This is a genomic window from Niallia sp. HCP3S3_B10, from assembly GCF_052064465.1.
GTDB lineage: Bacteria > Bacillota > Bacilli > Bacillales > Cytobacillaceae > Niallia > Niallia hominis.
The window spans coordinates 14,427-40,143 of the sequence record NZ_JBQHVO010000018.1 but is presented as its reverse complement, the minus strand read 5'-3'; the positions used below and the strand labels follow the sequence as shown (position 1 = coordinate 40,143).

Annotated in this window: 21 protein-coding genes and 1 pseudogene; all 22 read left to right on the top strand. The window is 37.0% G+C overall.

Going from position 1 to position 25,717, the window contains the following annotated elements:
• The 22 genes and pseudogenes from ACTNDN_RS10220 (at position 1) to ACTNDN_RS10115 (ending at position 25,511) form a co-directional block, all read left to right on the top strand.
• Positions 1-1,611 (top strand): gamma-glutamyltransferase family protein, encoded by a 1,611-nt coding sequence (locus ACTNDN_RS10220; protein WP_441131213.1) that lies wholly within the window; start codon positions 1-3, stop codon positions 1,609-1,611.
• Between the two features lie 24 nt (positions 1,612-1,635).
• Positions 1,636-2,199: a chromate transporter gene (locus ACTNDN_RS10215; protein ID WP_031540552.1), complete on the top strand. Its 564-nt coding sequence runs from the start codon at positions 1,636-1,638 to the stop codon at positions 2,197-2,199.
• A complete protein-coding gene (locus ACTNDN_RS10210) occupies positions 2,196-2,726 on the top strand; it encodes a chromate transporter (RefSeq protein WP_441131212.1) in 531 nt (176 codons plus the stop codon). Before ACTNDN_RS10215 ends, ACTNDN_RS10210 begins: the two co-directional genes overlap by 4 nt.
• Positions 2,727-2,741: 15 nt before the next feature.
• Positions 2,742-3,578 (top strand): DUF1028 domain-containing protein, encoded by an 837-nt coding sequence (locus ACTNDN_RS10205; RefSeq protein WP_441131211.1) that lies wholly within the window; start codon positions 2,742-2,744, stop codon positions 3,576-3,578.
• 932 nt (positions 3,579-4,510) lie between these two features.
• A complete protein-coding gene (locus ACTNDN_RS10200) occupies positions 4,511-5,197 on the top strand; it encodes a GntR family transcriptional regulator (protein WP_441131210.1) in 687 nt (228 codons plus the stop codon).
• A gap of 87 nt (positions 5,198-5,284) precedes the next feature.
• Positions 5,285-7,354 carry an alpha-glucuronidase family glycosyl hydrolase gene (locus ACTNDN_RS10195; RefSeq protein WP_441131234.1) on the top strand — a complete coding sequence of 690 codons (2,070 nt, stop codon included), beginning with the start codon at positions 5,285-5,287 and terminating at the stop codon, positions 7,352-7,354.
• A 424-nt stretch (positions 7,355-7,778) separates the two neighbouring features.
• The gene (locus ACTNDN_RS10190) at positions 7,779-8,933 is read left to right on the top strand and encodes a Gfo/Idh/MocA family protein (protein WP_441131209.1); all 1,155 of its coding nucleotides are present in this window, start codon (positions 7,779-7,781) and stop codon (positions 8,931-8,933) included.
• An 18-nt stretch (positions 8,934-8,951) separates the two neighbouring features.
• Positions 8,952-9,119, top strand: a pseudogene (locus ACTNDN_RS10185) (Gfo/Idh/MocA family protein); the annotation flags it as partial.
• Positions 9,120-9,932: 813 nt separating this feature from the next.
• Positions 9,933-10,883 carry a Gfo/Idh/MocA family protein gene (locus tag ACTNDN_RS10180; RefSeq protein WP_441131208.1) on the top strand — a complete coding sequence of 317 codons (951 nt, stop codon included), beginning with the start codon at positions 9,933-9,935 and terminating at the stop codon, positions 10,881-10,883.
• A gap of 446 nt (positions 10,884-11,329) precedes the next feature.
• Positions 11,330-13,849 (top strand): preprotein translocase subunit SecA, encoded by a 2,520-nt coding sequence (gene secA, locus ACTNDN_RS10175; RefSeq protein ID WP_441131207.1) that lies wholly within the window; start codon positions 11,330-11,332, stop codon positions 13,847-13,849.
• Between the two features lie 112 nt (positions 13,850-13,961).
• Positions 13,962-14,330, top strand: a complete 369-nt coding sequence (locus tag ACTNDN_RS10170; RefSeq protein WP_441131206.1) for a hypothetical protein — start codon at positions 13,962-13,964, stop codon at positions 14,328-14,330.
• Positions 14,321-14,557: a hypothetical protein gene (locus ACTNDN_RS10165; RefSeq protein WP_441131205.1), complete on the top strand. Its 237-nt coding sequence runs from the start codon at positions 14,321-14,323 to the stop codon at positions 14,555-14,557. Before ACTNDN_RS10170 ends, ACTNDN_RS10165 begins: the two co-directional genes overlap by 10 nt.
• Complete coding sequence (locus ACTNDN_RS10160) at positions 14,548-14,730, top strand: hypothetical protein (protein ID WP_441131204.1); 183 nt, start codon at positions 14,548-14,550, stop codon at positions 14,728-14,730. The genes ACTNDN_RS10165 and ACTNDN_RS10160 overlap by 10 nt, the downstream gene beginning before the upstream one ends.
• Positions 14,731-14,784: 54 nt before the next feature.
• Positions 14,785-15,889 (top strand): peptide chain release factor 2 gene (gene prfB, locus ACTNDN_RS10155; protein ID WP_441131203.1). Its coding sequence is split into 2 segments (ribosomal slippage): positions 14,785-14,856 and positions 14,858-15,889, totalling 1,104 coding nucleotides; the frame shifts between segments, so codons are not numbered across the junction.
• Positions 15,890-16,130: 241 nt separating this feature from the next.
• A complete protein-coding gene (locus ACTNDN_RS10150; RefSeq protein ID WP_441131202.1) occupies positions 16,131-17,114 on the top strand; it encodes a glycosyltransferase family 2 protein in 984 nt (327 codons plus the stop codon).
• Positions 17,111-17,539: a GtrA family protein gene (locus ACTNDN_RS10145; protein WP_441131201.1), complete on the top strand. Its 429-nt coding sequence runs from the start codon at positions 17,111-17,113 to the stop codon at positions 17,537-17,539. The genes ACTNDN_RS10150 and ACTNDN_RS10145 overlap by 4 nt, the downstream gene beginning before the upstream one ends.
• On the top strand, positions 17,536-19,221 hold the full coding sequence (locus tag ACTNDN_RS10140) for a DUF6044 family protein (RefSeq protein WP_441131200.1): 1,686 nt from the start codon (positions 17,536-17,538) through the stop codon (positions 19,219-19,221). The genes ACTNDN_RS10145 and ACTNDN_RS10140 overlap by 4 nt, the downstream gene beginning before the upstream one ends.
• Positions 19,222-19,371: 150 nt before the next feature.
• A complete protein-coding gene (bacA, locus tag ACTNDN_RS10135) occupies positions 19,372-20,172 on the top strand; it encodes an undecaprenyl-diphosphate phosphatase (protein WP_441131199.1) in 801 nt (266 codons plus the stop codon).
• Positions 20,173-20,926: 754 nt separating this feature from the next.
• On the top strand, positions 20,927-21,745 hold the full coding sequence (locus ACTNDN_RS10130; RefSeq protein ID WP_284560960.1) for a YitT family protein: 819 nt from the start codon (positions 20,927-20,929) through the stop codon (positions 21,743-21,745).
• Between the two features lie 679 nt (positions 21,746-22,424).
• Complete coding sequence (gene ftsE / locus ACTNDN_RS10125) at positions 22,425-23,111, top strand: cell division ATP-binding protein FtsE (protein ID WP_031538572.1); 687 nt, start codon at positions 22,425-22,427, stop codon at positions 23,109-23,111.
• Positions 23,101-23,994 (top strand): permease-like cell division protein FtsX, encoded by an 894-nt coding sequence (gene ftsX / locus ACTNDN_RS10120; RefSeq protein ID WP_441131198.1) that lies wholly within the window; start codon positions 23,101-23,103, stop codon positions 23,992-23,994. Before ftsE ends, ftsX begins: the two co-directional genes overlap by 11 nt.
• 152 nt (positions 23,995-24,146) lie before the next feature.
• The gene (locus ACTNDN_RS10115) at positions 24,147-25,511 is read left to right on the top strand and encodes a murein hydrolase activator EnvC family protein (RefSeq protein ID WP_109769267.1); all 1,365 of its coding nucleotides are present in this window, start codon (positions 24,147-24,149) and stop codon (positions 25,509-25,511) included.
• Positions 25,512-25,717 lie beyond the last annotated feature (206 nt).

Genomic DNA, 25,717 nt, shown 5'->3' with positions numbered 1-25,717 from the left:
ATGAAATTAGATTACTTATATCATCCTTATCCATCCCAACGCAATACTGTTTTTGCCAAGAAAGGAATGGTTGCTACTTCCCAGCCTTTAGCTGCTCAAGCTGGGCTGGAGATTTTGCAGAAGGGGGGAAACGCAATTGATGCGGCGATTGCTACAGCAGCGGCATTAACGGTAGTAGAACCTACTTCTAATGGAATCGGTGGAGATGCGTTTGCACTTGTATGGGTAAAAGACAAACTTCATGGATTAAACGCAAGTGGTCCTGCTCCAAACACTATTTCCATTGATGATTTAAAAGCGAAGGGCTTCGAGAAGATGCCAACCCATGGTGTTATCCCAGTTACTGTACCGGGAGTTCCATCTGCTTGGGCTGCTCTTGCTGAGAAATTTGGAAAGCTGCCTTTAAAAGAAACATTAGCACCTGCTATTCGTCTTGCAGAAGAGGGGTATCCAATTAGTCCAACTTTAGGAAAGTATTGGAACCTAGCATATAATCGTTTTAAAGAAATTTTTCAAGGAGAAGAGTATAAGCCTTGGTTTGATACATTTGCACCAAAGGGAAAAGCACCACAAATAGGTGAGATTTGGTCATCAAAAGGTCATGCAGCTACGTTGCGCTCGATTGCAGAAACGAATGCAGAAAGCTTTTATCGTGGAGAATTAGCAGACAAAATATCTCAATTTATGGAGGAGCATGATGGCTATCTTCGTAAAGAGGATTTAGCTGGCTTTTATCCAGAATGGGTAGACCCGATTTCTGTTTCTTACAAAGGCTATGATGTTTGGGAAATTCCGCCAAATGGCCAAGGCTTAGTGGCGTTAATGGCGCTTAATATTGCAAAAGGCTTTGATTTAACTGAGAAGGATTCTGTTGATACATACCATAAACATATCGAAGCAATGAAGCTTGCATTCACAGATGGGAAAGCCTTTATTACAGAAGAAAAAGAGATGCCTCATTCGGTGAGTGAGCTATTAAGTGAAGAGTACGCAGCGTTAAGAAGAGAAATAATTGGCGAGCATGCGGTTACTCCTGAGCCATTATCTCCTCCAAAGGGGGGAACGGTTTATTTAGCAGCTGCAGATGAAGAAGGAAATATGATTTCCTATATTCAAAGTAACTATATGGGCTTTGGTTCAGGGATTGTCATTCCAGGAACAGGAATCGGTCTGCAAAATCGTGGACATGATTTCTCACTAGATCCAACCCATCCCAATGCATTAAAGCCAGGGAAACGAACATATCATACCATTATTCCTGGGTTCCTTACCAAAGATAATAAACCAGTTGGTCCTTTTGGGGTTATGGGTGGCTATATGCAGCCACAAGGACATTTCCAGGTAATAACAAATACAATCGACTTCCATTTAAACCCACAAGCTGCTTTAGATGCACCAAGATGGCAGTGGATGGAAGGCAAGAAAATTTTAGTAGAACCTCATTTTCCAAACTATCTCGCTCAAGCACTGGCAAGACGAGGGCATGAGATTCAAACGGCTACAGACTACGGTCATTTTGGCAGAGGACAAATCATCTGGCGAGATGAAGAAACAGGTGCATTAATTGGAGGAACAGAATCAAGAACAGATGGAGCGATTGCATCCTGGTAAGACTTCAGAAAGGTTGTTGATTTTATGACATATTGGCATCTATTTCTTGCTTTTTTCCGAGTGGGAATATTAGGATATGGCGGCGGTCCATCTTCTATCCCACTTGTGAAAAACGAAGTAGTGGATAAATATAAATGGATGACAGATGATGAGTTTTCCGATGTTTTAGCATTAGGGAATGCATTGCCTGGACCGATTGCAACCAAAATGGCAGGCTATATTGGTTGGCAAGTAAAGGGAGTCTTTGGAATGATAATTGCCATTATCGCATCTGTTGTTCCTACTATTTTATTAATGATTGTTCTTTTAACCTTTTTAAATTCTTTCAAGGATAAGCCTTGGGTATTAGGAATGACAAAGGCAGTAGTTCCAGTAGTTGGCGTGATGCTTGGGGTATTGACAGTGGACTTTTTAAAGAAAGTAAATACTAGCTTTGGCGTGAAGCTAACGATTGGGTTAGTTGTAGCAAGTATCATTCTTTTAGTTCTTCTGAATATCCATCCTGCGATTGTGATTGGCGTCGTCATTGTCATTTCACTTCTAAGTAAGAAGGAGAAGCAGGAAGTGAAAGAGGTGAAGGCTTCGTGATTTATTGGCACATCTTTTGGGCATTTTTTCTACCTGGAATTCTTGGTTATGGAGGCGGACCTGCTTCGATTCCTTTAGTGGAAAAAGAAGTGGTTGATCGGTATGAATGGGTAACAGAAAATGAATTTAGTGAAATGCTGGCAATGGGAAATGCATTGCCAGGTCCAATTGCGACCAAAATGGCAGGCTATATTGGGTTTCAAGAGGGTGGAGTACTTGGCGCAATCATCGGTGTGTTTGCAACAGTCGCCCCATCCTTAATTTTAATGATTGTCCTCTTACGTTTGCTAATGAAATTTAAAGATTCTCCAAAAGTGAATCTACTGACAAACTTAGTTAGACCAGTAATTGCTGTTTTGCTGGCAATGATGACAATCAGTTTTTTCCAAAATTCTTATAATGGAATTGGAATTCTGCAGACTGCATTCATTGGCCTCATTAGCTTCATTTTATTAGAAAAAGTAAAAGTTCATCCTGCTTATGTGATAGCAGGTTCCCTTGTATATGGGGCAATTTTCTTAGCTTAAAAAGGAGGCAAGAACATGACATTTTCTATTGTCGGGTATGATCCACAGGAAAAAGAATGGGGCATTGCTGTCCAATCGAAATTTCTTGGTGTTGGAGCAGTTGTTCCATGGGCAAAGGCAGGAGTGGGAGCAGTTGCTACTCAATCTTATGCAAATACGTCCTTTGGTCCAGAAGGCTTACGTTTAATGGAAGAGGGAAAATCAGCAGAAGAAGCATTGCATGCCTTATTAGACAAGGACCCAGGCAGAGAGCAAAGACAAGTTGGTTTTATTGATGCTAACGGCAATGCAGCAACGTTCACGGGAAAAGAATGCTATAACTGGGCTGGAGGGGTAACAGGGCCTCATTTCGCAGCACAGGGAAATATTCTGGTGGACGAAAATACAGTAAAAGCAATGGCTGACACTTTTCAAAAAAGAGAAGGGAATCTTGCTGAGCGATTACTTTCAGCATTGCAAGCAGGACAGAATGCAGGTGGTGACAGTAGAGGGCAGCAATCAGCAGCTCTTCTTGTTGTAAAGGATAGAGGAGGCTATGGTGGCTTTAATGATCGCTATATTGATTTGCGTGTAGAAGATCACGAAGAACCAATAAAAGAACTAACCCGCATCTATCAATTACAGCAATTATATTTCGCTCCATCAAAGCCAGAGAATATTATTCCAATTGAAGGAAGTACGTTAGAAGAATTAACGACACACCTCAAAAGATTGGGCTATCTAAACGAAACAATTACTGAAATATCCGAAGCACTTACTACCTATATTCATACCGAGAACTTTGAAGAACGAGAACAAAAAGAGGGCTTTATTGATTCAGAAGTACTCGAGTATATGAAAAAACAAAAATAATCAAACTAGAAACTTCCTATTATATAGGGAGTTTTTTGTTTGATAAAAGAGAAGTTAAGTGTAGCCTCCATCTTGCGAACTAATTGATTTGGCAGAACAAGTTGATCTACAGTAATCATTTCTAATTGGTCTCTTTGAATAGAAGAATGTTTGGAAGGGAGTGTTTCAACTCTAAAAAATTTTCTAGCTGTAATTTAAAAACAGAGCAGTTAAAATTCTAGACTAAATTGATAAAGCCATGTTGATTGGAGCGGAAGGGGTGAGACTCCTATGGGAGATGCGAGAAAGTCCGAGACCCTGCAGGAGCGAAACGAGGGCACTGAAAAAGTCTAGTTCTCCAAATTAAATGAGGTTTTATTTATTTGAAAGCAAATAATAAGTTGGTTTGGAGAGGTGTCCGCTCGACTCCTACGGGAGATGCGAGAAAGTCCGAGACCCTGCAGGAGCATAGCGACGAAGCGGCTCGGCGCTCGCCCCGGTGAGTCGTGCGGTAAGCCTCGGAAAACAATAGCCTAAACTAAGTTAGAATGGTTTGGTAACTACCGATTCACCAGGTAATACACTTTTCAGTGGCCTCAGCGAAACGACGAAGCGGCTCGGCGCTCGCCCCATGGAAAGCGAACCCCTGTAGCGGAAATCAACATCCCTATTAGAAAGGGCTACAAAAAAGACCATAGGCAAAATCCTCAAACTAAAAGGAGTTTGTCTCCAGTTTGAAACTTCCTATTATATAGGGAGTTTTTTATCGTGTTGACTTCTGTATATTCTCAAACAGCAATGATCGGAATAGAATGTTCATATAGGTAAAAGCAACTGGAAAAACGATATTTCCAGACAATTTATTAAATAAAAAGGATTGAAATTCCAGATGAGAACTTCTATAATGAAGGTAATAACTACCATACTAGTACCATTAGAATACCAAGAAAAAGGTGAGTATAATAGTTTCAATAAGAAAAAGGCAAAATATTTCCACACGAGATTTTGTTTATGAAACAATAAAAAATAGAATAACAGATTTAGGATTAAAACCAGGGCAAAAGATTTCTGAACAAGAAATCGCAAGTGAGTTAAACGTAAGTCGCACCCCGGTAAGAGAAGCTTTCTTAAAGCTTTCCCAAGAAGATTTGCTTGGAATATATCCGCAAATTGGTACGATTGTTTCCTTGATTGATTTAGATCTTGTGGAAGAAGCAAGATTTGTTCGAGAAAATATGGAAAAAGCAGTTGTGAGAGAAGCTTGTGAGGTTTTTGACCAAGAGCAGTTATTTAAATTGGAATCCAATATTGCCATGCAGGAATTATGTTTAAAAAATGAATCCCACCAACAATTATTGGAATTAGATGATCAGTTTCATCGGTTATTATTTGAGGGATGTAAAAAACTGAGAACATGGAAGATGATTAGACAAATGAACAGCCACTTTGATCGCTTGCGTGTTCTGCGATTAGAATCAAATCTGGAATGGGATATCCTTGTTGCTCAGCATAAAGATATCTTTCAGTTTATCAAGGAAAAGAAAGCAATTGATGCAGAAAAATTAATAGGGATACATTTAAACTTAGTTAACTTTGAGAAAAAGGAATTAAAGAAGACATATCCTGATTATTTTAGTTAAAATTAGTAGAATGATAACATCGCTTTTTCACAGAACTTTAATCAAACTTTTTAGGTTAATTATAGGAGGATTAAGCAAATGGAAAAAATGATCGATAAAGAAAATCAACGATTCGTAACCGATAGTTATCACTGTTGGTTGCAGTATCGTAAAATTGAAAACGCTGATAAATATACCAACATAGCTTCTACTATTTCAGTTGCTTTACAATCAGTAGTCATTAATTCTGCTGTAAACGAACTTAAAATTGCTCTTAAGTCTATGCTAGATGTTGTACCAACTATTCAACAATCTGTGGAAGATGAGTCTTCTATTATTTTGGGAACATATGAAAGCGTTAACTTAAATGATTATGGGATTTCACCAAAATTATTTGATGACTTAAATGAGGAAGGCTATTTAGTAAAAACATCCGATGATAATAGACAAGTGCTATTAATTGGAAAAACAGATAAAGGAGCTTTATATGCAGCTTTCCACTTTTTAAGAATTTTACAACAAGAAGAATCCCTTATTGGCTTAGAAATAAGGGAAACACCAAAACATCAGTTAAGAATGATGAATCAATGGGATAATATGAACGGTTCTATTGAACGAGGTTATTCTGGTAACTCCATCTTTTTTAATGATAACGATTTCACGAAGGATTTGGCAAGAATTAAAGATTATGCTCGCCTTCTCTCTTCTGTTGGAATCAATGCCATCTCGATTAATAATGTAAATGTATGGGAGGTGGAGACGAAATTACTTACAAAGGAATTTTTGCCTAAAGTGAAAGAAGTGGCAACTATTCTAAGGTCTTATGGGATTACTACTTATTTAAGTATAAACTATGCTAGTCCTATAGAATTGGGGAATCTTCCAACTGCCGATCCACTGGATAAAGAAGTAGAAAAATGGTGGGCGAGAAAGGCAGAAGAAATTTATAGCCATATCCCTGATTTTGGTGGTTTCGTAGTGAAAGCAGATTCAGAAGGTAGACCTGGACCATTTACATATGGCAGAGGCCATGTCGAGGGCGCTAATGTTTTAGCACGAGCATTACAGCCTTTTAATGGAAAAGTAGTATGGCGTTGCTTTGTTTACAATTGTTTACAGGATTGGCGGGATAGAAAAACAGATCGAGCACGTGCAGCATACGACAATTTTAAGCCCCTTGATGGACAATTTCTTGATAATGTTATTTTGCAAGTTAAAAATGGGCCAGTGGATTTCCAAGTACGTGAACCAATCTCTCCGCTAATAGGCGCTATGAAAGAAACGAACCAGGTAGTGGAATTTCAAATTGCACAAGAATATACGGGTCAACAAAAAGACGTTTGCTATTTAGTTCCACAGTGGAAGGAAATATTAAACTTTGATACATATGCTGATGGAGAAGGATCGACCGTAAAATCAATAGTAGATGGTTCACACTATAACTATAGCCATAGCGGTATTGCTGCTGTATCTAATATAGGCAATGATATAAATTGGACTGGAAATACATTAGCACAGGCCAATCTTTATGGATTTGGCAGATTAACCTGGAATCCTGATTTATCAACAGAAGAAATTACAGATGAATGGATTCAATTAACTTTTGGTCATGATCCGAAAGTGGTAGAAGTATTGGAATTTATTTTGCTCCAATCATGGAGAACCTATGAAAATTATACTGCACCACTTGGCGTCGGCTGGATGGTAAATCCTAATCATCATTATGGTCCAAACGTGGATGGATATGAGTATTCAAAATGGGGTACATACCACTTTGCTGACTGTAAAGGAATTGGTGTAGACCGTACAATGAAAACTGGAACTGGCTATGTGGGACAATACTTTGGACCAAATGCAGAACGATACAATTCATTAGAAGATTGTCCAGATGAGTTGCTTCTATTTTTCCATCATGTACCATACACACATAAACTTCACTCTGGAGAAACCGTCATTCAGCATATTTATAATACACATTTTCAAGGTGTAGAAGAAGTGGAGACGTTTATTAAGAAATGGAATGAATTAGAAGGAAAAGTAGAGAATTGGGTTTTTGAAAATGTGAAAGAACGTTTTCAGCTTCAATTAGAAAATGCTATGGAATGGCGTGATCGCATTAATACGTATTTCTATAGAAAATCAGGAATAGCAGACGAAAAAAATAGAACAATATATTAAATTATTACCTCATTTATCCCGCATTATGGCCAGTAAAGTAGCCTTCCCGCTGCAAAAGAAGGACGGAATTGCGCGTAAAAGACCAATTGATGCAACGGTCAATTAGTGGGGGTTGAAAAGCCTCCCCTGATTGACGTTGTTTTAGGGAAAAAAGAAATCATGAGCTAGTGATTTAGCCTGATAAACTTAATCATCAAGAGAACCTATCCTTTTACAATCACTTTTTATTATTATCCACTAAAAAATGAACATAGTATCTTTTATAGATAATTTTTGGAATAAAGCGTATAAGTCGAAACAAAAATTTATTTGAATTTTCTTATCATAAGTGGGGATTTGATAAAATTTGAAAGCGTTTTATTTTTGCGAAAGTAGTACTTATTTTCCATCCTAAATTCTAAATAAATAAAAAGGAGAGGGTTGTGTGTTAAAAGTAGCTATTATCGGTGCAGGAGCAATTTCATCAGCTCATATGGAAGCGTATTTGCAATTTCCAGAGCGCTGTCAGATTGTTGCACTATGTGACATTTATCCGGAGAAGGCAGAAAAGAAGGCGAAAGAATTTAACCTTGATGCAGCCATTTATGATGACCATACAAAAATGCTAGAACGTGAGGACATTGACCTAGTATCCGTTTGTACACCACCTTATACCCATTCAGAAATAACCATTAATTTTCTGGATTCTGGTAAGAATGTGTTGGTTGAAAAACCAATGGCATCTTCATTAGAGGAATGTGATGCGATGAATGCAGCTGCGGAAAGAAATCATAAAATGTTGTCTGTCATTTCACAAAACCGTTTTCGTACCCCAATGATGAAGTTAAAAAGGGTACTAGATACTAAACTTATGGGACCCATTGTCCATACACAGGTTGATTCTTACTGGTGGCGCGGGCACAGCTATTATGATTTATGGTGGCGTGGTACATGGGAAAAAGAAGGTGGCGGTTGTACACTAAATCACGCTGTGCACCATATAGATATTTTCAAATGGATGAATGGGATGCCATCTGAAGTTACTGCCGTCATGAGTAATACTTCTCATGACAATGCAGAAGTAGAGGATATTTCTATCGCTATTTGCCGCTATAATGACGGAAGTCTTGCTCAAATAACGAGCTCTGTCATTCATCATGGGGAGGAACAACAATTAATTTTTCAAGGGAAAAATGCTAGAGTCTCCGTTCCATGGAAAGTGAAGGCATCTAAATCAAAGGGAAATGGATTTCCAGAAGACGATCCAGAGTTGGAAGAAAAGATTCAGCATTATTATGAGGAATTGGAAGAAGTACAGTATGAGGGACACACAGGTCAAATTGATGATGTGTTAACTGCGTTGGAACATGGGATTCCTGTTTTAATTGATGGAAGACAAGGAAGACAGACACTGGAATTGATTTCTGCTATCTATGAATCTGCAAGCACAGGTAAAACAATTAAACTTCCATTAACGAAGGATAGCCTATTTTACACAATGGAAGGCACACAAAAAAATGCCATCCATTTCTATGAAAAGAAAACAGCGATAGAAAACTTTGAAGACAATGACATTACCGTAGGCGGAAAATACGAGTAAATAAAGGAGGAGAAAGTATTGAATAAAAATGATGGCATGAATTATGCTCCAAAAGGAAAAGTAAGCAAAGTAGTGGAAGAAGGCGAATTCCGATTTGCAGCGATTGGCTTAGATCATGGGCATATTTATGGAATGTGTAATGGTCTGGTAGAAGCAGGAGGAACTTTAGTTGCCGTTTATGACCCAGGTGTGACACGTTTCTAACGGAAAAGGTTAGGCATTAGGGAGTATTTACCACTTTCTAAGAGAACTAATTTCTCGATAGGCGGAATGAGGAGGTAACGCTCTGAAACGCCTACTCTGATACTCCGACATGCTGATTCTAGGGTTAAATAGATTGGTATGAAGCTCGGTGAAGTCGGCAGAGAGATACCGTAAGTTGATAAAGCGGAGTGTTTACTTTTCATAATCAACACGAAAGCTGTCTAGTGGTAGATGGTGTATCCTATATGCCGGGAGTCCATAAAGTGTCTATGGTTAGAATGTGTATATACACTGACGAATCTCTGAATGTACGGTTCTAGACATAAATGCTGTAGAAATGCAGCAGGTGGCAAGTAAGCCACTCGTATGTGTGGGTAAGTAAAAATCTGGCGTTATGAAAACCCATAGCTTGTTACAGGCAAGTTCAAGCATACAGGACCATAGGAGAAACCTAAGGATATATAGAAGGATAGAGAAATTGGAACGTGGAAATCGAAGGATGTGGAGGCATTAACCAGCCGTAGAAACAGTTCAGTATATAAAGGGAATTAACCTATTAAAACTGATTAGCCATTCGAGAGAGTGGAGTCATAGTACCTATGAAACCAAGATAATAATTGGTGGAGGGATAGGCTCTAGTCGGAAATTTCCAAAGCCGATTATTGTAGATGGGGTTAATAATTTTTTTACTGAAAAAATCTTATGCATATACATACATGTTACCCCGTCTAATGATTTGTTTTGGAAAATTCGATAGAACGCCGTGTGAGGTGAAAGTCTCATGCACGGTGTGAAGTGGGGGAAAGGCTAGCGATCCTATCAAAGGCTTACCTATCACTATACCCAGAAAAAGTTCAGAAGTTTTTGGAAACATACCCTAATGTTAGTGCAGCAACATCAGAAGAAGAAATTCTTCATGATTCAACGATTAATCTAGTTGCAAGTGCCAATATCCCAGTGAATCGTGGTCCGTTGGGATTACGTGTCTTAGATGCAGGCAAACACTATTTTGCAGATAAACCTGCTTTTACAACGTTAGAACAAATTGAACAAGCAAAGCAAAAAGTGCAAGAGACCGGTCTTAAATGGGGAATTTATTATAGTGAGCGGTTACATGTAGAAAGTGCCGTTTTTGCAGGTCAGTTAATTGCAGAAGGAGCGATTGGCCGGGTAATATCTGTGATGGGAACAGGACCGCATCGCGCCAATGCCAACAGCAGACCTGACTGGTTCTTTGATCCAGAGCAATATGGCGGGATTCTCACAGATATCGGAAGTCACCAAATTGAGCAATTTTTACATTATGCGAATGCGAAAAGTGCAAAAGTTCTCCATAGCAAGGTTGCCAATTATCATTATAAGCAATACCCAGCATTTCAAGATTATGGCGATGCGACATTGGTTGCAGACAATGGTGCTACGTTCTATTTCCGTGTCGATTGGTTTACACCAGATGGACTTGGGACTTGGGGAGATGGACGTGTTACAATCATTGGAACAGAAGGGTATATTGAAGTCCGTAAATATATTGACATTGCTCGCAGCAACAAGGGCAACCATTTGTATTTAGTGAATGGAGAAGGGGAAAAGCATTTTCAATTATCAGGAAAAGTAGGTTACCCATTTTTCGGAGAATTCATTTTAGACTGCTTAAATGGTACAGAAAATGCCATGACCCAGGAACATGCATTTACTGCTGCTACCATTTGTGTCGAAGCACAGGAAAAAGCGATAAAAATTGAATAATTCGTATCCTAGATTGTGGGTCTATATATAAACAACTATGTAGAAGTCTAATAAAAGATATTTAAGAAAAGTGAGTTAGACAGGAGAAGGATGCAAATAGAAACTTCCTATTAAATATAGGGAGTTTTTTTGCGGAACTTAATAGAATAAAGACTTCTGGCCAGGTATAAGTTGTCACGCTATTGTGGAAATGGTAAGATGTATAGATGATACTAGTTTGAATTTAAGGGAAAATGGGTATTTAGCAATCATTTTTCTTCTATAATATATAGTATATAATTTTAGTTTAAAGATAAACTGGTCATAAAATTGATTTTTATAGATGGAATCCTTAAAAATGTTAACAAAGAAGACAATTATTTTTCATCATTTTTTAATGAAAAAGAGATAGTCTTCCCAATAACTACTGTGATTTCTCATTATAATAGAAAAAGGAGCGTTTTTTAATGCTTGGAATTTTAAATAAAGTATTTGATCAAAACAAACGCGATATTAAGAAATTAACGAAGATTGCCGACAAGGTGGAATTGCTTGCAGATGAAACAGCAGCATTATCGGACGAGCAATTAAAAGGAAAAACGGAAGAATTTAAAGCGCGTTTCCAAAAAGGGGAAACATTAGACGATTTATTGGTAGAAGCTTTTGCCGTAGTTCGTGAAGCTGCAAAACGTGTCCTTGGCCTTTATCCATATCCAGTGCAGTTAATGGGGGGAGCATCCCTGCATGAAGGTAATATTTCTGAAATGAAAACAGGGGAAGGTAAAACGTTAACTGCGACAATGCCTGTGTATTTAAATGCATTATCTGGTAAAGGTGTTCACGTTGTTACAGTCAACGAATATCTAGCTACTCGTGATGCTGCAGAAATGGGACAATTGTACAATTTCCTTGGGCTAACAGTAGGTCTTAACTTAAATGGCATATCTAGAGAAGAAAAGCAAGAAGCCTACCGTGCAGATATAACGTATGGGACAAATAACGAGTTTGGTTTTGACTATTTGCGTGATAACATGGTTCTTTATAATGAGCAAAAGGTACAAAAACCGTTGTATTATGCAGTAATCGATGAAGTCGACTCCATTTTAATCGATGAAGCACGTACACCACTTATCATTTCTGGTTCTGCTCAAAAATCAACACAGCTTTATGTTCGTGCTAATATCTTTGTAAGCAGCTTAAAACCAGAAAAAGATTATACGTATGATGAAAAAACAAAAGGTGTTCAATTGACGGAAGAAGGGATGTCAAAAGCAGAGCGTGTTTTCCAAATTGAAAACCTATTTGACGTTTCCAATGTTGCCATTAACCATCATATTACCCAAGCGTTAAAAGCACATGCTAGCATGCATAAAGATATAGATTATGTTGTTCAAGATGGCGAAATTGTCATTGTTGACCAATTTACTGGCCGTCTCATGAAAGGCCGCCGTTATAGCGATGGCTTGCATCAAGCAATTGAAGCAAAAGAAAACTTAGAAATTCAAAATGAAAGCATGACCCTAGCAACCATCACATTCCAAAACTATTTCCGTATGTACGAAAAACTTGCGGGGATGACTGGTACTGCGAAAACGGAAGAAGAAGAATTCCGCAACATTTATAATATGAGCGTTGTTGTTATTCCGACAAACCGTGAGATTGTTCGTGATGATCGCCCTGATTTAATTTATGCTTCTATGGACGGGAAATTCCGAGCAGTAGGAGAAGACATTGCAGAGCGCCACAAAAAAGGACAACCAGTACTTGTTGGTACAGTTGCAATTGAAACATCTGAAATCATTTCGAAGTACTTATCGAAAAAAGGAATACCACATAATATCTTGAACGCGAAAAACCATGAAAGAGAAGCAGAAATTATTGCAACTGCCGGAGAAAAAGGCTCTGTTACGATTGCCACAAATATGGCTGGTCGTGGTACAGATATTAAACTTGGTGAAGGGGTAAAAGAACTAGGTGGTTTAGCAGTTATCGGTACAGAGCGTCATGAAAGTAGACGTATTGATAATCAGCTCCGCGGACGTTCTGGTCGTCAAGGAGACCCAGGGGTAACACAATTTTACCTATCCATGGAAGATGAATTAATGCGCCGTTTCGGTTCTGATAATATGAAAAATATGATGTCAAGACTAGGAATGGACGACTCCCAGCCTATTCAAAGCAAGATGGTATCTCGTGCTGTAGAATCTGCCCAAAAACGTGTAGAAGGAAATAACTTTGATTCACGTAAACAATTACTACAATATGATGATGTGCTTCGTCAACAACGTGAAATTATCTATTCACAGCGTAATGAAGTATTAACTTCTGAAAATCTGCGCTCCATTGTGGAAAATATGATTAAATCATCATTAGAGAGAAATGTCCAAGCGCATACTCCTGAAAACGGCGACAGAGAAAGCTGGGATCTTCAAGCAATTGTGGATTATGTGAATGGAAATCTTCTTAATGAAGGCGAAGTACAAGTAAGTGATCTTCGTGGAAAAGAAAGCGATGAAATCGTTGAATTCATTTTTGCGAAAGTACTACAAAGCTATAATGAAAAAGAGGAGAAGCTTTCTGCTGAGCAAATGCGCGAATTTGAAAAAGTTATCGTGCTTCGTGCAGTAGATAGCAAGTGGATTGACCATATTGACCAAATGGATCAATTACGCCAAGGTATCCACCTTCGTGCATATGGACAAATCGATCCTCTTCGTGAATACCAATCAGAAGGCTTTGCTATGTTTGAAGCAATGGTTATTGCTATTGAAGAAGACGTCGCAAAATACATTATGAAAGCAGAAATCCGCAATAATCTTGAAAGGGAAGAAGTGGCAAAAGGCCAAGCTGTAAACCCTAAAGAAGAAGGCGGAGAGAAGAAACCAAAGAAAAAGCCAGCAGTAAAACAATTAGACATCGGCCGCAATGCACCATGTTTCTGTGGAAGCGGAAAGAAATATAAAAATTGCCACGGTGCAAATTTGTAATATAGTTTTGTGAGAGGTCTATCTCTTCCTTTTTGGAAGAGATGGGCTTTTTTTATGGTTTGGGGAGGATGGATGGGAGGGGGTAAGTAGGAGTGGGGGAGTTGCAGGTAAGGTGGGGAGTTGCAAGAAAGGTTGGGAGTTGCAAGTAAGAGTACGAAAGTTGCAAATAAGAGTGGGGGAGTTGCAAGGAAAAGTAAGAAAGTCGCAAGTAAGAGTGCAAGGGTTGCAAGTAAAAGTAGGAAAGTCGCAAGTAAGAGTGCAAGAGTTGCAAGTAAAAGTAAGAAAGTCGCAAGAAAGGTGGGGAGTTGCAAGTAAAAGTAGGAAAGTCGCAAGTAAGAGTGCAAGAGTTGCAAATAAAAGTGTCAAAGTCGCAAGTAAAAGTACAAAAGTCGCAAGTAAAAGTAAGAAAGTCGCAAGTAAGAGTGCAAGAGTCGCAAGTAAAAGTACGAAAGTAGCAAGTAAGCGGGGAAGTTGCAAGTAATAGTAAGAAAGTCGCAAGTAAGAGTGCAAGAGTCGCAAGTAAGAGTAAGAAAGTCGCAAGTAAGAGTACGAAAATCGCAAGTAAGAGTGCAAGAGTTGCAAGTAAGGTGGGAAGTTGCAAGTAAAAGTAAGAAAGTCGCAAGTAAGAGTGCAAGAGTTGCAAATAAAAGTGTCAAAGTCGCAAGTAAAAGTACAAAAGTCGCAAGTAAGGTGGGGAGTTGCAAGTAAGAGTAAGAAAGTCGCAAGTAAGAGTGCAAGAGTCGCAAGTAAAAGTACAAAAGCCGCAAATAAAAGTACCAAACTCGCAACTAACCCCATCAAATCCACAATCAAATTCCTTCTTCACTATTAAATTAACCGGAAAGCATGCATTTTTTTTCAAAAAGCCATATAATACATAAAGGAAGTAGAAAACTACTTAGAACTATAATTTATATAAAGGGTGACATTAATTAATGGAATTAGCAGATATTCGTAATGAGTTAGAGAAGATAAATGTAACACTAGAAAACTTTAGGGGGTCTCTTTGACTTAGAAAACAAAGAGGCACGTATTGCTATGTTAGAAGATGATATGCTTCATCCCGATTTCTGGAATGATCAGCAGGCGGCACAAACTGTAATTTCAGAAAGCAATGCATTAAAGGATCAAGTTCATGAGTTCCATAAATTAGTGGAAGCATTTGAAAATCTTGAATTAACATATGAACTAGTCAAAGAAGAAGATGATGCTGAACTTCGTGCGGAATTAGAAGAAGAACTTTCAGAATTAGTTGATCGTTTAAGCCAGTTTGAATTAAATTTATTATTAAGTGGCCAATATGATAAAAACAATGCTATCTTGGAACTTCATCCAGGTGCAGGTGGAACAGAGTCTCAAGACTGGGGAAGTATGCTTTTACGTATGTATACTAGATATGCGGAGAAAAAAGGATTTAAAGTGGAAACCTTGGACTATTTACCAGGAGATGAAGCTGGAATAAAGAGTGTAACGCTAGCGATTAAAGGACATAACGCATACGGATACTTAAAAGCAGAAAAAGGTGTTCATCGTCTCGTACGTATTTCTCCGTTCGATTCTTCAGGTCGTAGACATACAAGTTTTGTTTCTTGTGATGTAATGCCTGAATTTAATGATGAAATTGAAATTGAAGTGCGTACAGAAGACTTGAAAATTGATACGTATCGTGCAAGTGGAGCCGGTGGTCAGCATATTAATACCACTGACTCAGCTGTTCGTATTACACATATCCCAACAGGCGTTGTTGTTTCATGTCAAACAGAACGTTCACAAATTAAAAACAGAGAAACAGCAATGAAGATGTTAAAAGCGAAATTATACCAACGCAAAATTGAAGAACAAGAAGAAAAGCTTGCAGAAATTCGTGGAGAGCAAAAGGAAATTGGCTGGGGAAGCCAAATCCGCTCATACGTTTTCCATCCATATTCCATGGTAAAGGATCATCGTACCAATACAGAGGTAGGAAATACACAATCCGTTATGGATGGTGACCTAGATATCTTTGTTAATGCTTATCTTCGTTCAAAAATTAATGCTTAATCATTGGAGCCAATTTCCGGATGGGTTAGAGTGTGCTAATCTCTTCCGAATTGGCTTTTTTATTGCTATTTTAGGAAAGTGAATCCCTTGTCACTAGCTTCTTACTCGTTTTTACCATATTTTTTATATGTTTTTCCAATTTTATGAAACTATTCTCCGATTTTGTCGTCTTACTTAAGTAGGATAATTTATTAGGCATATTTGATTTGAGCAATAAACGGAAAGAAAAGAGGTAGAACAAATGCAAAAAATAATATTAACCATCGCTGTACCGTGTTTCAATGAGGAAGAAGTATTTGATAAGACAATGGGGAATTTACGAGTGGTATTGGGCGGTTTAATGGAAGAAAATTTAATCAGTGAACAAAGCCAATTATTGTTTATTGATGATGGCAGTAAAGACACGACATGGGAGAAAATAGAAAATGCAACTTTGTTAGACCCGTTAGTTAGTGGAATTAAACTATCTAGAAATTTTGGCCATCAGCGTGCATTATTAGCTGGTTTAGAAGAGGCAGTGAAGTTTTCAGATTGTGTAATAAGTATCGACGCTGATCTACAAGATGACACGGGTGTAATCAGAGAATTTATAATTGAGTATTTAAAAGGCAATGAAATTGTATATGGCGTAAGAAGTAAGAGAGAAATAGATACTTTTTTCAAAAGAAATACGGCTCAAGGCTTTTACCGGTTAATGGAAAAAATGGGATTGTCCCTTGTTTATAATCATGCCGACTATCGTTTATTAAGTAAAAGAGCGATTGAGGAAATGCTGAAATTTAAAGAGACTAACTTATTTTTAAGAGGGATTGTCCCTTTATTAGGATTTAAATCAACAAAGATTTATTATGAACGAAAGGCAAGAGCTGCAGGGGAATCCAAGTATCCTTTCCGTAAAATGATTGCTTTTGCTTTAGATGGAATTACTTCTTTTAGTGTTAAGCCAATTCGTCTCATTACAATGCTAGGTTTCTTATTTTCTGTTATAAGCGTATTTACTGGTGTGTATGCCATCGTCCAAAAAATTATGAATCATACAGAATCTGGATGGACATCTTTAATGATTTCTGTTTGGCTCCTTGGTGGATTAATGCTCATGAGTATTGGGCTAATCGGAGAGTACATAGGGAAAATTTATGAAGAAGTGAAACAGCGACCACGTTATATTATTGAAAGCAATTTATGCAAAAAAGCAGGAAATAAATCAAAGGTACACTCTGGATGAAGGATAAGTCATTTTTTAAATTTTTAGTAGTTGGTCTTATGAATACTTTTATTGGTTTATCTATCATTTATTTATGCTTGAACGCATTTCATTTTGATTATTGGCTTGCAACCTTTAGTGGAAATGCAGTAGGTGCTTGTGTAAGCTATGTTTTAAATAAACGATTTACATTCAAAAGCAATGCCGCTTTCGGAAGCAGTGGTCTTCGCTTTATCGTAGTAATTTTAGCCTCCTATCTGCTTGCTTATAAAGCAGGGTTAGTATTTGTTGAAATGCTGCTTGGCGAATGGACTATTTTCTTTTCTTATACAGATGAAATCGCCGTTCTGTTTGGAAGTGGCTTCTATACCTTATTAAATTATGCAGGACAAAAATATTTTGTTTTTCCAAAAAGGTATCAACAAAATGCTAGGAGCGTCAAATGAATTATCTAAAAAGAGAAAGAATGTTTTTCTATATAGCAATTGCCATTATTTTCGTATGGGTACTTCCTTATTTTGTGCTAAATGAAGATGCGCATATGAGAGTGCATGATAATCTAGACTCTAACTTGGGCTGGTATGAAGTGTTGAAGGATAACGGAATTGCCTTCTCTCCGTTAAATACACCAGTGGAACAAATCATGAACGGGGAATTCTCAAGAGACACCTATTATTCTGAGTATTATGCAATGGTCTTTCTATTTCAACTATTCCCACCCGTTTTTGCCTATGGGCTTAGCCAAGCTATCACTCACTTTGTTGCCTTTCTAGGTATGTATTTATTATTGAAAAAACATGTGATGAAAGAAGAGAATAATGAAGCTTATATTATTACTATTGGTATTGCGCTAGCCTTTAGCTTAACGCCATATTGGCCATCAGGAATGCTTAGTATTCTTGGAATGCCTCTTGCTTTATGGAGTATGCTGAATATATATAAGGGAGAAAGAAGCTGGAAGGATTTAGTGATTTTAACGTTGCTTCCTTTCTTTGCTACCTTTGTTATTGGTTTTTTCTATTTCCTAGCTGTGATGGGGCTGTTCTGGCTATATGAAATCGTGCGGAATAAAAAAAGCAATTGGGCTTTATTTTTCGCTATTGCATATATGACGCTCGTTTATTTAGCGATTGATTATCGTCTTGTTATTTCTATGATAGCCCCCTTATCGGATGAATTAACAAACAGAGACGTATTTTATCAATCAAAGCTAAATTTTGCGCAAACCTTAAAGCTTGTTTTGAAAAACTATGTGGTCAGCCATAATCAAGATCGAACGATTCACCAATTTATTATTTTGCCAATGACTTTATACGGATTAATCATTGTTCTTCTGAAAAAAAAGTGGAGGGAAAATAAATTATACCTAAGTCTTCATTTATTGAACATTGTCTTATCCACTTGGTACGCTTTTTGGTTTTATGAAGGCTGGCAGCCATTAAAAGAAAAGTTTGGTATTTTAACAAGCTTCAATTTTGCTCGATTCCATTATCTGCGGCCAATGATTATTTACGTTTTATTTGCTCTTACTTTAAAAATGCTATGGAAGAACCATAACATCGGAAAAAAGTTTGTCTATGTGCTAATCATTGGGCAATTACTTGTTTTAGTGCCGACAAATGAGCAAATAATGTACAAAAATAAACCAAGCTATAAAGAATACTTTGCTACTGAGCAGTTTGCTGACATAAAGGAATACATTGGAAAACCACTCGAACAATATAGAGTAGTGAGCATCGGCATCCATCCAAATGTGGCTCAATATAATGGCATGTATACACTTGATTCATATAGCAATATATATCCACTAGATTACAAGCTTCAATTCAGGAAAATAATAGAGCCAGAGCTTAATAAAAATAAAGCATTAAGGAACTATTTTGATGACTGGGGCGGAAGGTGTTATATTTTCGTCGATGAACTAGGCAAGAACTATCAATACTCGAAGCGGTCAAATAAAGAAATAAATCATTTACAACTAAATGTAGAAGCATTGAAAGGGATGGGAGGCCAATATATTATCTCGGCTGTTCCAATTAATAATGCAGCAGAAACCAATCTCTTCTTTATGAAGGACTTCGAATCAAAAAATAGCAATTGGCATATTTATTTATATAAAGCGATGTGAAAAAAATGCCTTACTTTCCCCTTACAAAGAAGTAAGGCATTTTTTTATTTTTGATTCTAGATAAGAGGGTTTAAAAATATATTAAAATGGACAGGCGTTAAAAGTCATTGTAACTGGAGATATACATACCTTTCTTAGTAGGAGGACTTCATGGAGATTATCGTTGCTATTATTTTAGGAATAGTGGAAGGATTAGCAGAGTTTGCGCCCGTTTCATCAACGGGACATCTTATTTTGGTGGCACATTTATTAGAATTTACAGGAGAAAAAGCAAAAACGTTTGAGATTATTATTCAACTAGGAAGCATTCTGGCGGTCGTCTTTGTGTTTTGGAAAAGGATTTTAAATATCCTAGGAATGAAAAAATGGCAGAAAGAAGAAGATGTTGGGACTTTAAGCATTTTTCATATTGCAATTGGGATTATCCCTTTTGGAGTATGTGGTGTACTGTTCTATGATTTTATTAAGGATGTACTATTTCGGTCAGGGACGGTAGTGATAAGTCTTGTAATCGGTGGTCTATTGATGCTCGCAGCTGAGAAATGGAAGCCACAAAATCCAGTAGCAGAAACGCTAAATGAGGTTACTTATCGACAAGCCTTTACAGTGGGAATGTTTCAATGTTTTGCGTTAGTACCAGGCTTTTCTCGTTCTGGAGCGACATTATCTGGTGGGATTCTTGCTGGAATGAGCCACAAAGCAGCATCTGAATTTACTTTTATTATGGCCATTCCTATCATGGTAGCAGCAACGGGAAAAGACCTGTTCGAAAACTGGAACTATCTGTCCCCACAGGATCTTTCTTTTTTCTTGGTAGGATTTTCCACTGCTTTTGTTGTTGCACTATTAGCAATCAAGTTCTTTTTGAAATTAATCAATAAAATTAAACTAGCTCCCTTTGCATACTATCGATTTGTACTTGCCTTCCTCTTTTGGATTTTTATTTTATAAGCTTGTTACGAAAAAGGCTGGGACATAAGTTTTCCAACAAAATAAAAACCAGAACGAGATGTTAATCAAATTTCAGATTATTGATTGTTTTTTCTTCCTTTTAAATAGGGGGTGTGGTAGTCACCAGCAAACTAAATACAGTTCGATTTCTATTGGGCTACGCCTGAGCAGCGGTCTGCATCCTCCTGTGCAAGGTCCGGATTTTCTCTCAGCAACATAGCGGGCTGTTTCTTCATGTTTAAGTAATCTATTGTACAATGAATGGAACAAAGCAATCTTTAAAAACGTAGTGAAATGAAGCGGAGGACATTTAACTTTTGTGGAAAGTAAAGCATTAGAGTGACTGTAACGCAATGGAACGAATTGGTTTTCACTACTAAATTAAGAATGGTCGTCTTTACGAATATACATTGTTTTGTCCCAGCTTCAAACTTTTTCATCCTACTTTATTTCATCGCTTTACCACGCTAATTTGCCACCATTTACACTTCAAAAATAAGATGATATACTCTCTGCTTGGGAAGAATCAGTTCGTTTTTTATGGAATTATTTATTCATGTCAAAAATGGGAGGGAAAGCTAATCTATCCCTCTATTTCATTTTGGTTTTTTCTATAAAAAATTTGCTGAAACATGAAAATGATGTCATATTTTTGATTACGCTTTTTGCGATTATTGCATAATAAAAAGTGATTGTCGAATAAGAACGCCAATGGAATGTGACAGAAACTGACAAGAAAACAGGGGTGTAAAGAATGAAGCTGCGCGAATATATATACGTGCTACTAGGGTCGGCAATTGTCGCTTTATCCTTTAATTTGTTTTTACTGCCTAATAATATTGCTTCTGGTGGAGTAAGTGGGATAAGCACCATTACTAAGTCTGTGTTTCAGTGGGAACCTGCTTATGTGCAATGGGCATTTAATATTCCATTATTTATTCTAGGCGTCCTATTATTAGGGAAAAACTTTGGGGCGAAAACGTTGGTAGGGACAGTGTTTTTACCATTTGTTGTTTATCTTTCAAGAGGATTGGATCCATGGACAAATGAACCATTATTAGCGGCTCTCTATGGCGGGATAGGAATTGGTCTTGGAATAGGAATTGTCTTTAGAGGAAAAGCATCCACAGGAGGTACCGATTTAGCCGCACAGATAATAAACAAATACACAGGTATTTCATTAGGAAAATGTGTAGCATTAATTGATGGGGTTATCGTAATAACAGCTTCAATCGTGTTTAGTATAGAACAGGGTTTATATGCATTGATTGCATTGTTTGTAACAAGCAAAACGATTGATCTTGTCCAAGTAGGTTTTGGCAGCTCAAAAATGGCGCTAATTATTACAGATAAGCAAGATGAAGTAAGGGAAGGAATTTTAAATAAAATTGATCGTGGTGTAACTAGACTAACGGCACATGGTGGTTATACAGATTCAGAAAGACCAATTTTAATGTGTGTGGTAGACCAATCGCAATTTATGAAGCTCAAGCAATTAGTGAAATCCATTGACGAAACGGCTTTCGTTGTTGTGACAGACGCTTCAGAGGTATTAGGAAGAGGATTTAAATAAGCTGTTTGTGGTGAGAGAGAATATTTGTTTAGTGTTGATTCATTTATTTTTATAATGAATCAAGACGAAAAACAGATATTCTCTTTTTTATTTGGATGGAAAGAGGAAGACTTTTATAAAATCCTTATTAATGAATTTGTCGAAATTTCTGTTTGAATAACCCTCTAAGTTTTGTGGATATTTTGTGTCTAATCAAAAAAACATTTGAATATGTAAATAATTCCAATAATATTTTCTAATATTAGGTATATAATACTATTTATCATAAAAAACGAAGAAAAAAAAGGGGAATTGGGTCGATTTGTAGTACTATAATAATAGAATATGCGGATGTGAAATGAAATCAATAGTACTTTATGTCATTATTGAAAAGAAAATGTAATAATTTTTTACGTTAATTTGACGGATTATGATGATATAATAGCTTAAGTAAGTTAAGGGACAGGCTGTGTAAAATGACAGTTGTCACTTTTAGTCGGTTGAAAGTTGTCGAATTTTGGTTTTTGAATCATATGGAAAATAGAAGGAATAGTTTTAGGGAAAACTAAGCTTATTGCCAGAGGATAAATTCATGAACCAAATCACTTCCAAATACACTTCTGTGATTCGTTTATGTTTTCAAACTGCCTCTTCGCTATTTCCATAATCCATACAAAAAATTACTCAGGTGTGATAATAGATGATAGAAATGAAGAATGTAATGAAGAAGTATGCTAACGGTGTAATAGCCGCTAATGGGATAAATGTTAGGATAAATCAAGGTGAATTTGTCTATGTTGTAGGTCCAAGTGGTGCAGGTAAATCAACCTTTATTAAAATGATGTATCGTGAGGAAAAGCCCACAAAAGGAAGTATTCGAATTAACGGAATCAATTTAGAAAAATTAAGAGACAAAAAGGTTCCATTATTAAGAAGAAACATGGGAGTTGTCTTTCAGGATTTTAAGCTTCTTCCTACACTAACTGTTTTTGAAAATGTTGCCTTTGCATTAGAGGTTATTGAAGAAAACCCTAAATATATAAAGAAAAAAGTCATGGAGACTTTAGAATTAGTCGGACTAAAGCATAAAGCAAAGATGCTTCCAACAGAATTATCTGGTGGAGAGCAACAACGTGTGTCGCTTGCACGTTCCATTGTAAATTCCCCGAAACTAGTGATTGCTGATGAACCAACAGGGAATTTAGATCCTGAGACTTCATGGGAAATTATGAATATTTTTGAAACAATAAATAATAGAGGTACAACAATTGTAATGGCTACACATAATCGTGAAATCGTAAATACGATCAAGCATAGAGTTATTGCTATTGAAGGCGGCAGAATTGTACGTGATGAAACGAGAGGTGAATACGGATATGAAGGCTAGAACAGTAGCTAGACATACAAGAGAAAGTTTCAAAAGCCTTCTTCGTAACGGTTGGATGACATTTGCCTCTGTCAGTGCGGTAACAATCACATTGATTCTTGTTGGTGTATTTTTCGTTATTATGATGAATCTAAATCATGTAGCGACTTCTATTGAAGAAAATGTTGAAATTAGGGTTCATATTGATGTAGCAGCAACAGAAGAAGAACGAAATACCTTAGAAGAGGAAATAAAGGCTATACCAGAAGTAGGTAGTGTTACATTTTCTCCTAAAGGGGAAGAATTAGATAATTTAATTAGTAGTCTTGGGGAAGATGGAGATGCATTTAAACTATTCGAACAGGATAACCCATTAAATGATGTCTTTGTTGTCAAGACGAAGGATCCACAAGATACACTAGCTGTAGTAGATAAGATTGAGAAGTTTGAACATGCTGCGAAGGTAAGGTATGGACAAGGAACCGTTGAAAAACTTTTTAGTGCGATTGACATGAGTAGGAATGTAGGAATCGTACTAATTATTGGATTGCTATTTACAGCAATGTTCCTTATCTCCAATACGATTAAAATTACGATTGTAGCAAGAAGAAAAGAAATTGAAATCATGCGTTTAGTAGGTGCAACTAACTGGTTTATCCGTTGGCCATTTTTCCTAGAAGGTATGTGGCTGGGGATAATCGGCGCCATCATTCCAATAGCAGCAGTTAGCGCAATTTATTATTATGCGTATCAGTATTTAGTTGAGAAACTAGCAGGAAGCTATTTGGAAATTTTAGATTTCTCTCCATTTGTATACCAAGTTGGTGGAATACTACTTCTAATGGGAGCAATTATTGGAATTTGGGGTTCTGTAATGAGTATTCGCAAGTTTTTAAAAGTGTAAGTTTGTCGTTGATAATAAAATTAGTCTTATGGTCAATAGCTTGGAGAACGGGAATTAGAGTGCTTCAAGCTATTCTATTTGGAAAAAACAGAGAGAAAGCAACAAATTTACCAAGTTTACATATTGGTATACGGGGAAGGGAGCTTAACTAGATGAAAAAGAAAGTAGCAAAATTAACACTTGTATCTGCATTAAGCATAAGCAGTATCGTCGCATATACTGCCACTACATCACCTGCATATGCTCAAACTTCACTTAATGAGCTGAATGAGGAAAAAAGTAATATTGAGAATAAGCAAAATGACGTAAAATCAAAATTAAATGATTCTAGTAATAAATTAAGTGATATCCATTCAGAACAAGAATCAGTAGAAACAGAGATTCAAAGATTAAATACCTCTATTTCAAGTACACAAGTGAAAATTACCGAGAAAAAGGAACAAATTTCTACTACAAAAGAAGAAGTGGAAAAATTAGAGAAGCAAATTAAAGAAGTGACAGCAAGAATTGAAAAACGAAATGAATTATTGAAGGAACGTGCAAGATCTTATCAGCAAACAGGTGGGATGGTTAATTATCTGGATGTGTTAATGGGGTCACAAAGTTTTAGTGATTTTATTGATAGAGTTGGGGCTGTAGCAACAATTGTAGAAGCCGATCAATCAATAATTAAAGAGCAAGAGGCGGATAAAAAGTTATTGGAACAATCACAAGCAGATCTAAAGTCGAAATTAAATTCCCTTGAAACAATGCTTGATGACCTAGAAACGTTAAATTCTAAGCTGAATTCTGAGAAAAAAGAAAAAGATACATTAATGGCTCAATTGAACGAAGAGGAAAATCATGTTCAGGCAGAAATGCTTTCCTTAGAAGAAGAAGAACAGCTGCTAAAAGATCAAGAAGTAGCAATGGAAAAAGCGATACAATTAGAAAAGGAAAGACAAGCTGAATTAGCAAGAAAAGCAGCAGAAGCCAAGGCTGCTGCTGAAAGAACAGCTGCACAAAAAGCTTCAAGCTCTAAATCATCTAGTTCGAAAACAGCAACTTCAACTAGCTCATCAAGCGGAAATACTTCCCAAAGTGTTTCTAAGCCATCTACTTCTGTATCATCTGGCAATTTCACTCGCCCAGCAGGAGCAGGCTATTTATCTTCAGGTCTTGGACAACGTTGGGGTACTTTCCATGCTGGTGTTGATATAGCGGCTACAGGTACGGTACCTATTTATGCTGCTGCAGATGGTGTTGTCATTAGTTCTTATCCTTCAGATAGTTATGGACAAGTTATTTTTATTAGTCATTACATTGACGGACAGGAATATACAACAGTCTATGCTCATATGAGAAAGGGTAGCCGTCTTGTAAACGCTGGAGATACTGTTTCAAAAGGACAGCGTATCGGTACAATGGGTAATACTGGTGATTCTACTGGTCAGCATTTGCATTTCGAATTGCATAAAGGTCCATGGAATCCAGCAAAATCAAATGCTATTAATCCAATTGGGATTGTTCCATTGTAAAAAATATGGTAGTAATAGTTTATCCGAAATATGGAGAATTAAACATGAAATAAGATATATCATCTTCGAGTGGAAGACTTTCCTATTTCTCCTAAACTCAAGTTTATGATGGCGCTCATTTTAAATGGAGCGCCATTATTTTTTTTTATTCAGAGTGGCGATAAGCGGAAAATCGAGTTGCTACAGAAAGTAATAATTTGTATGCT

Excerpts from the sequence above, each read along its gene's own strand:
- ACTNDN_RS10140 (WP_441131200.1), top strand. The coding sequence starts at position 17,536 with ATGAATTATCTAAAAAGAGAAAGAATGTTTTTCTATATAGCAATTGCC.
- secA (WP_441131207.1), top strand. The coding sequence starts at position 11,330 with ATGCTTGGAATTTTAAATAAAGTATTTGATCAAAACAAACGCGATATT.
- ftsX (WP_441131198.1), top strand. The coding sequence starts at position 23,101 with ATGAAGGCTAGAACAGTAGCTAGACATACAAGAGAAAGTTTCAAAAGC.
- ACTNDN_RS10195 (WP_441131234.1), top strand. The coding sequence starts at position 5,285 with ATGATCGATAAAGAAAATCAACGATTCGTAACCGATAGTTATCACTGT.
- ACTNDN_RS10150 (WP_441131202.1), top strand. The coding sequence starts at position 16,131 with ATGCAAAAAATAATATTAACCATCGCTGTACCGTGTTTCAATGAGGAA.
- ACTNDN_RS10130 (WP_284560960.1), top strand. The coding sequence starts at position 20,927 with ATGAAGCTGCGCGAATATATATACGTGCTACTAGGGTCGGCAATTGTC.
- bacA (WP_441131199.1), top strand. The coding sequence starts at position 19,372 with ATGGAGATTATCGTTGCTATTATTTTAGGAATAGTGGAAGGATTAGCA.
- ACTNDN_RS10115 (WP_109769267.1), top strand. The coding sequence starts at position 24,147 with ATGAAAAAGAAAGTAGCAAAATTAACACTTGTATCTGCATTAAGCATA.
- ACTNDN_RS10215 (WP_031540552.1), top strand. The coding sequence starts at position 1,636 with ATGACATATTGGCATCTATTTCTTGCTTTTTTCCGAGTGGGAATATTA.
- ACTNDN_RS10205 (WP_441131211.1), top strand. The coding sequence starts at position 2,742 with ATGACATTTTCTATTGTCGGGTATGATCCACAGGAAAAAGAATGGGGC.
- ftsE (WP_031538572.1), top strand. The coding sequence starts at position 22,425 with ATGATAGAAATGAAGAATGTAATGAAGAAGTATGCTAACGGTGTAATA.
- ACTNDN_RS10220 (WP_441131213.1), top strand. The coding sequence starts at position 1 with ATGAAATTAGATTACTTATATCATCCTTATCCATCCCAACGCAATACT.
- ACTNDN_RS10145 (WP_441131201.1), top strand. The coding sequence starts at position 17,111 with ATGAAGGATAAGTCATTTTTTAAATTTTTAGTAGTTGGTCTTATGAAT.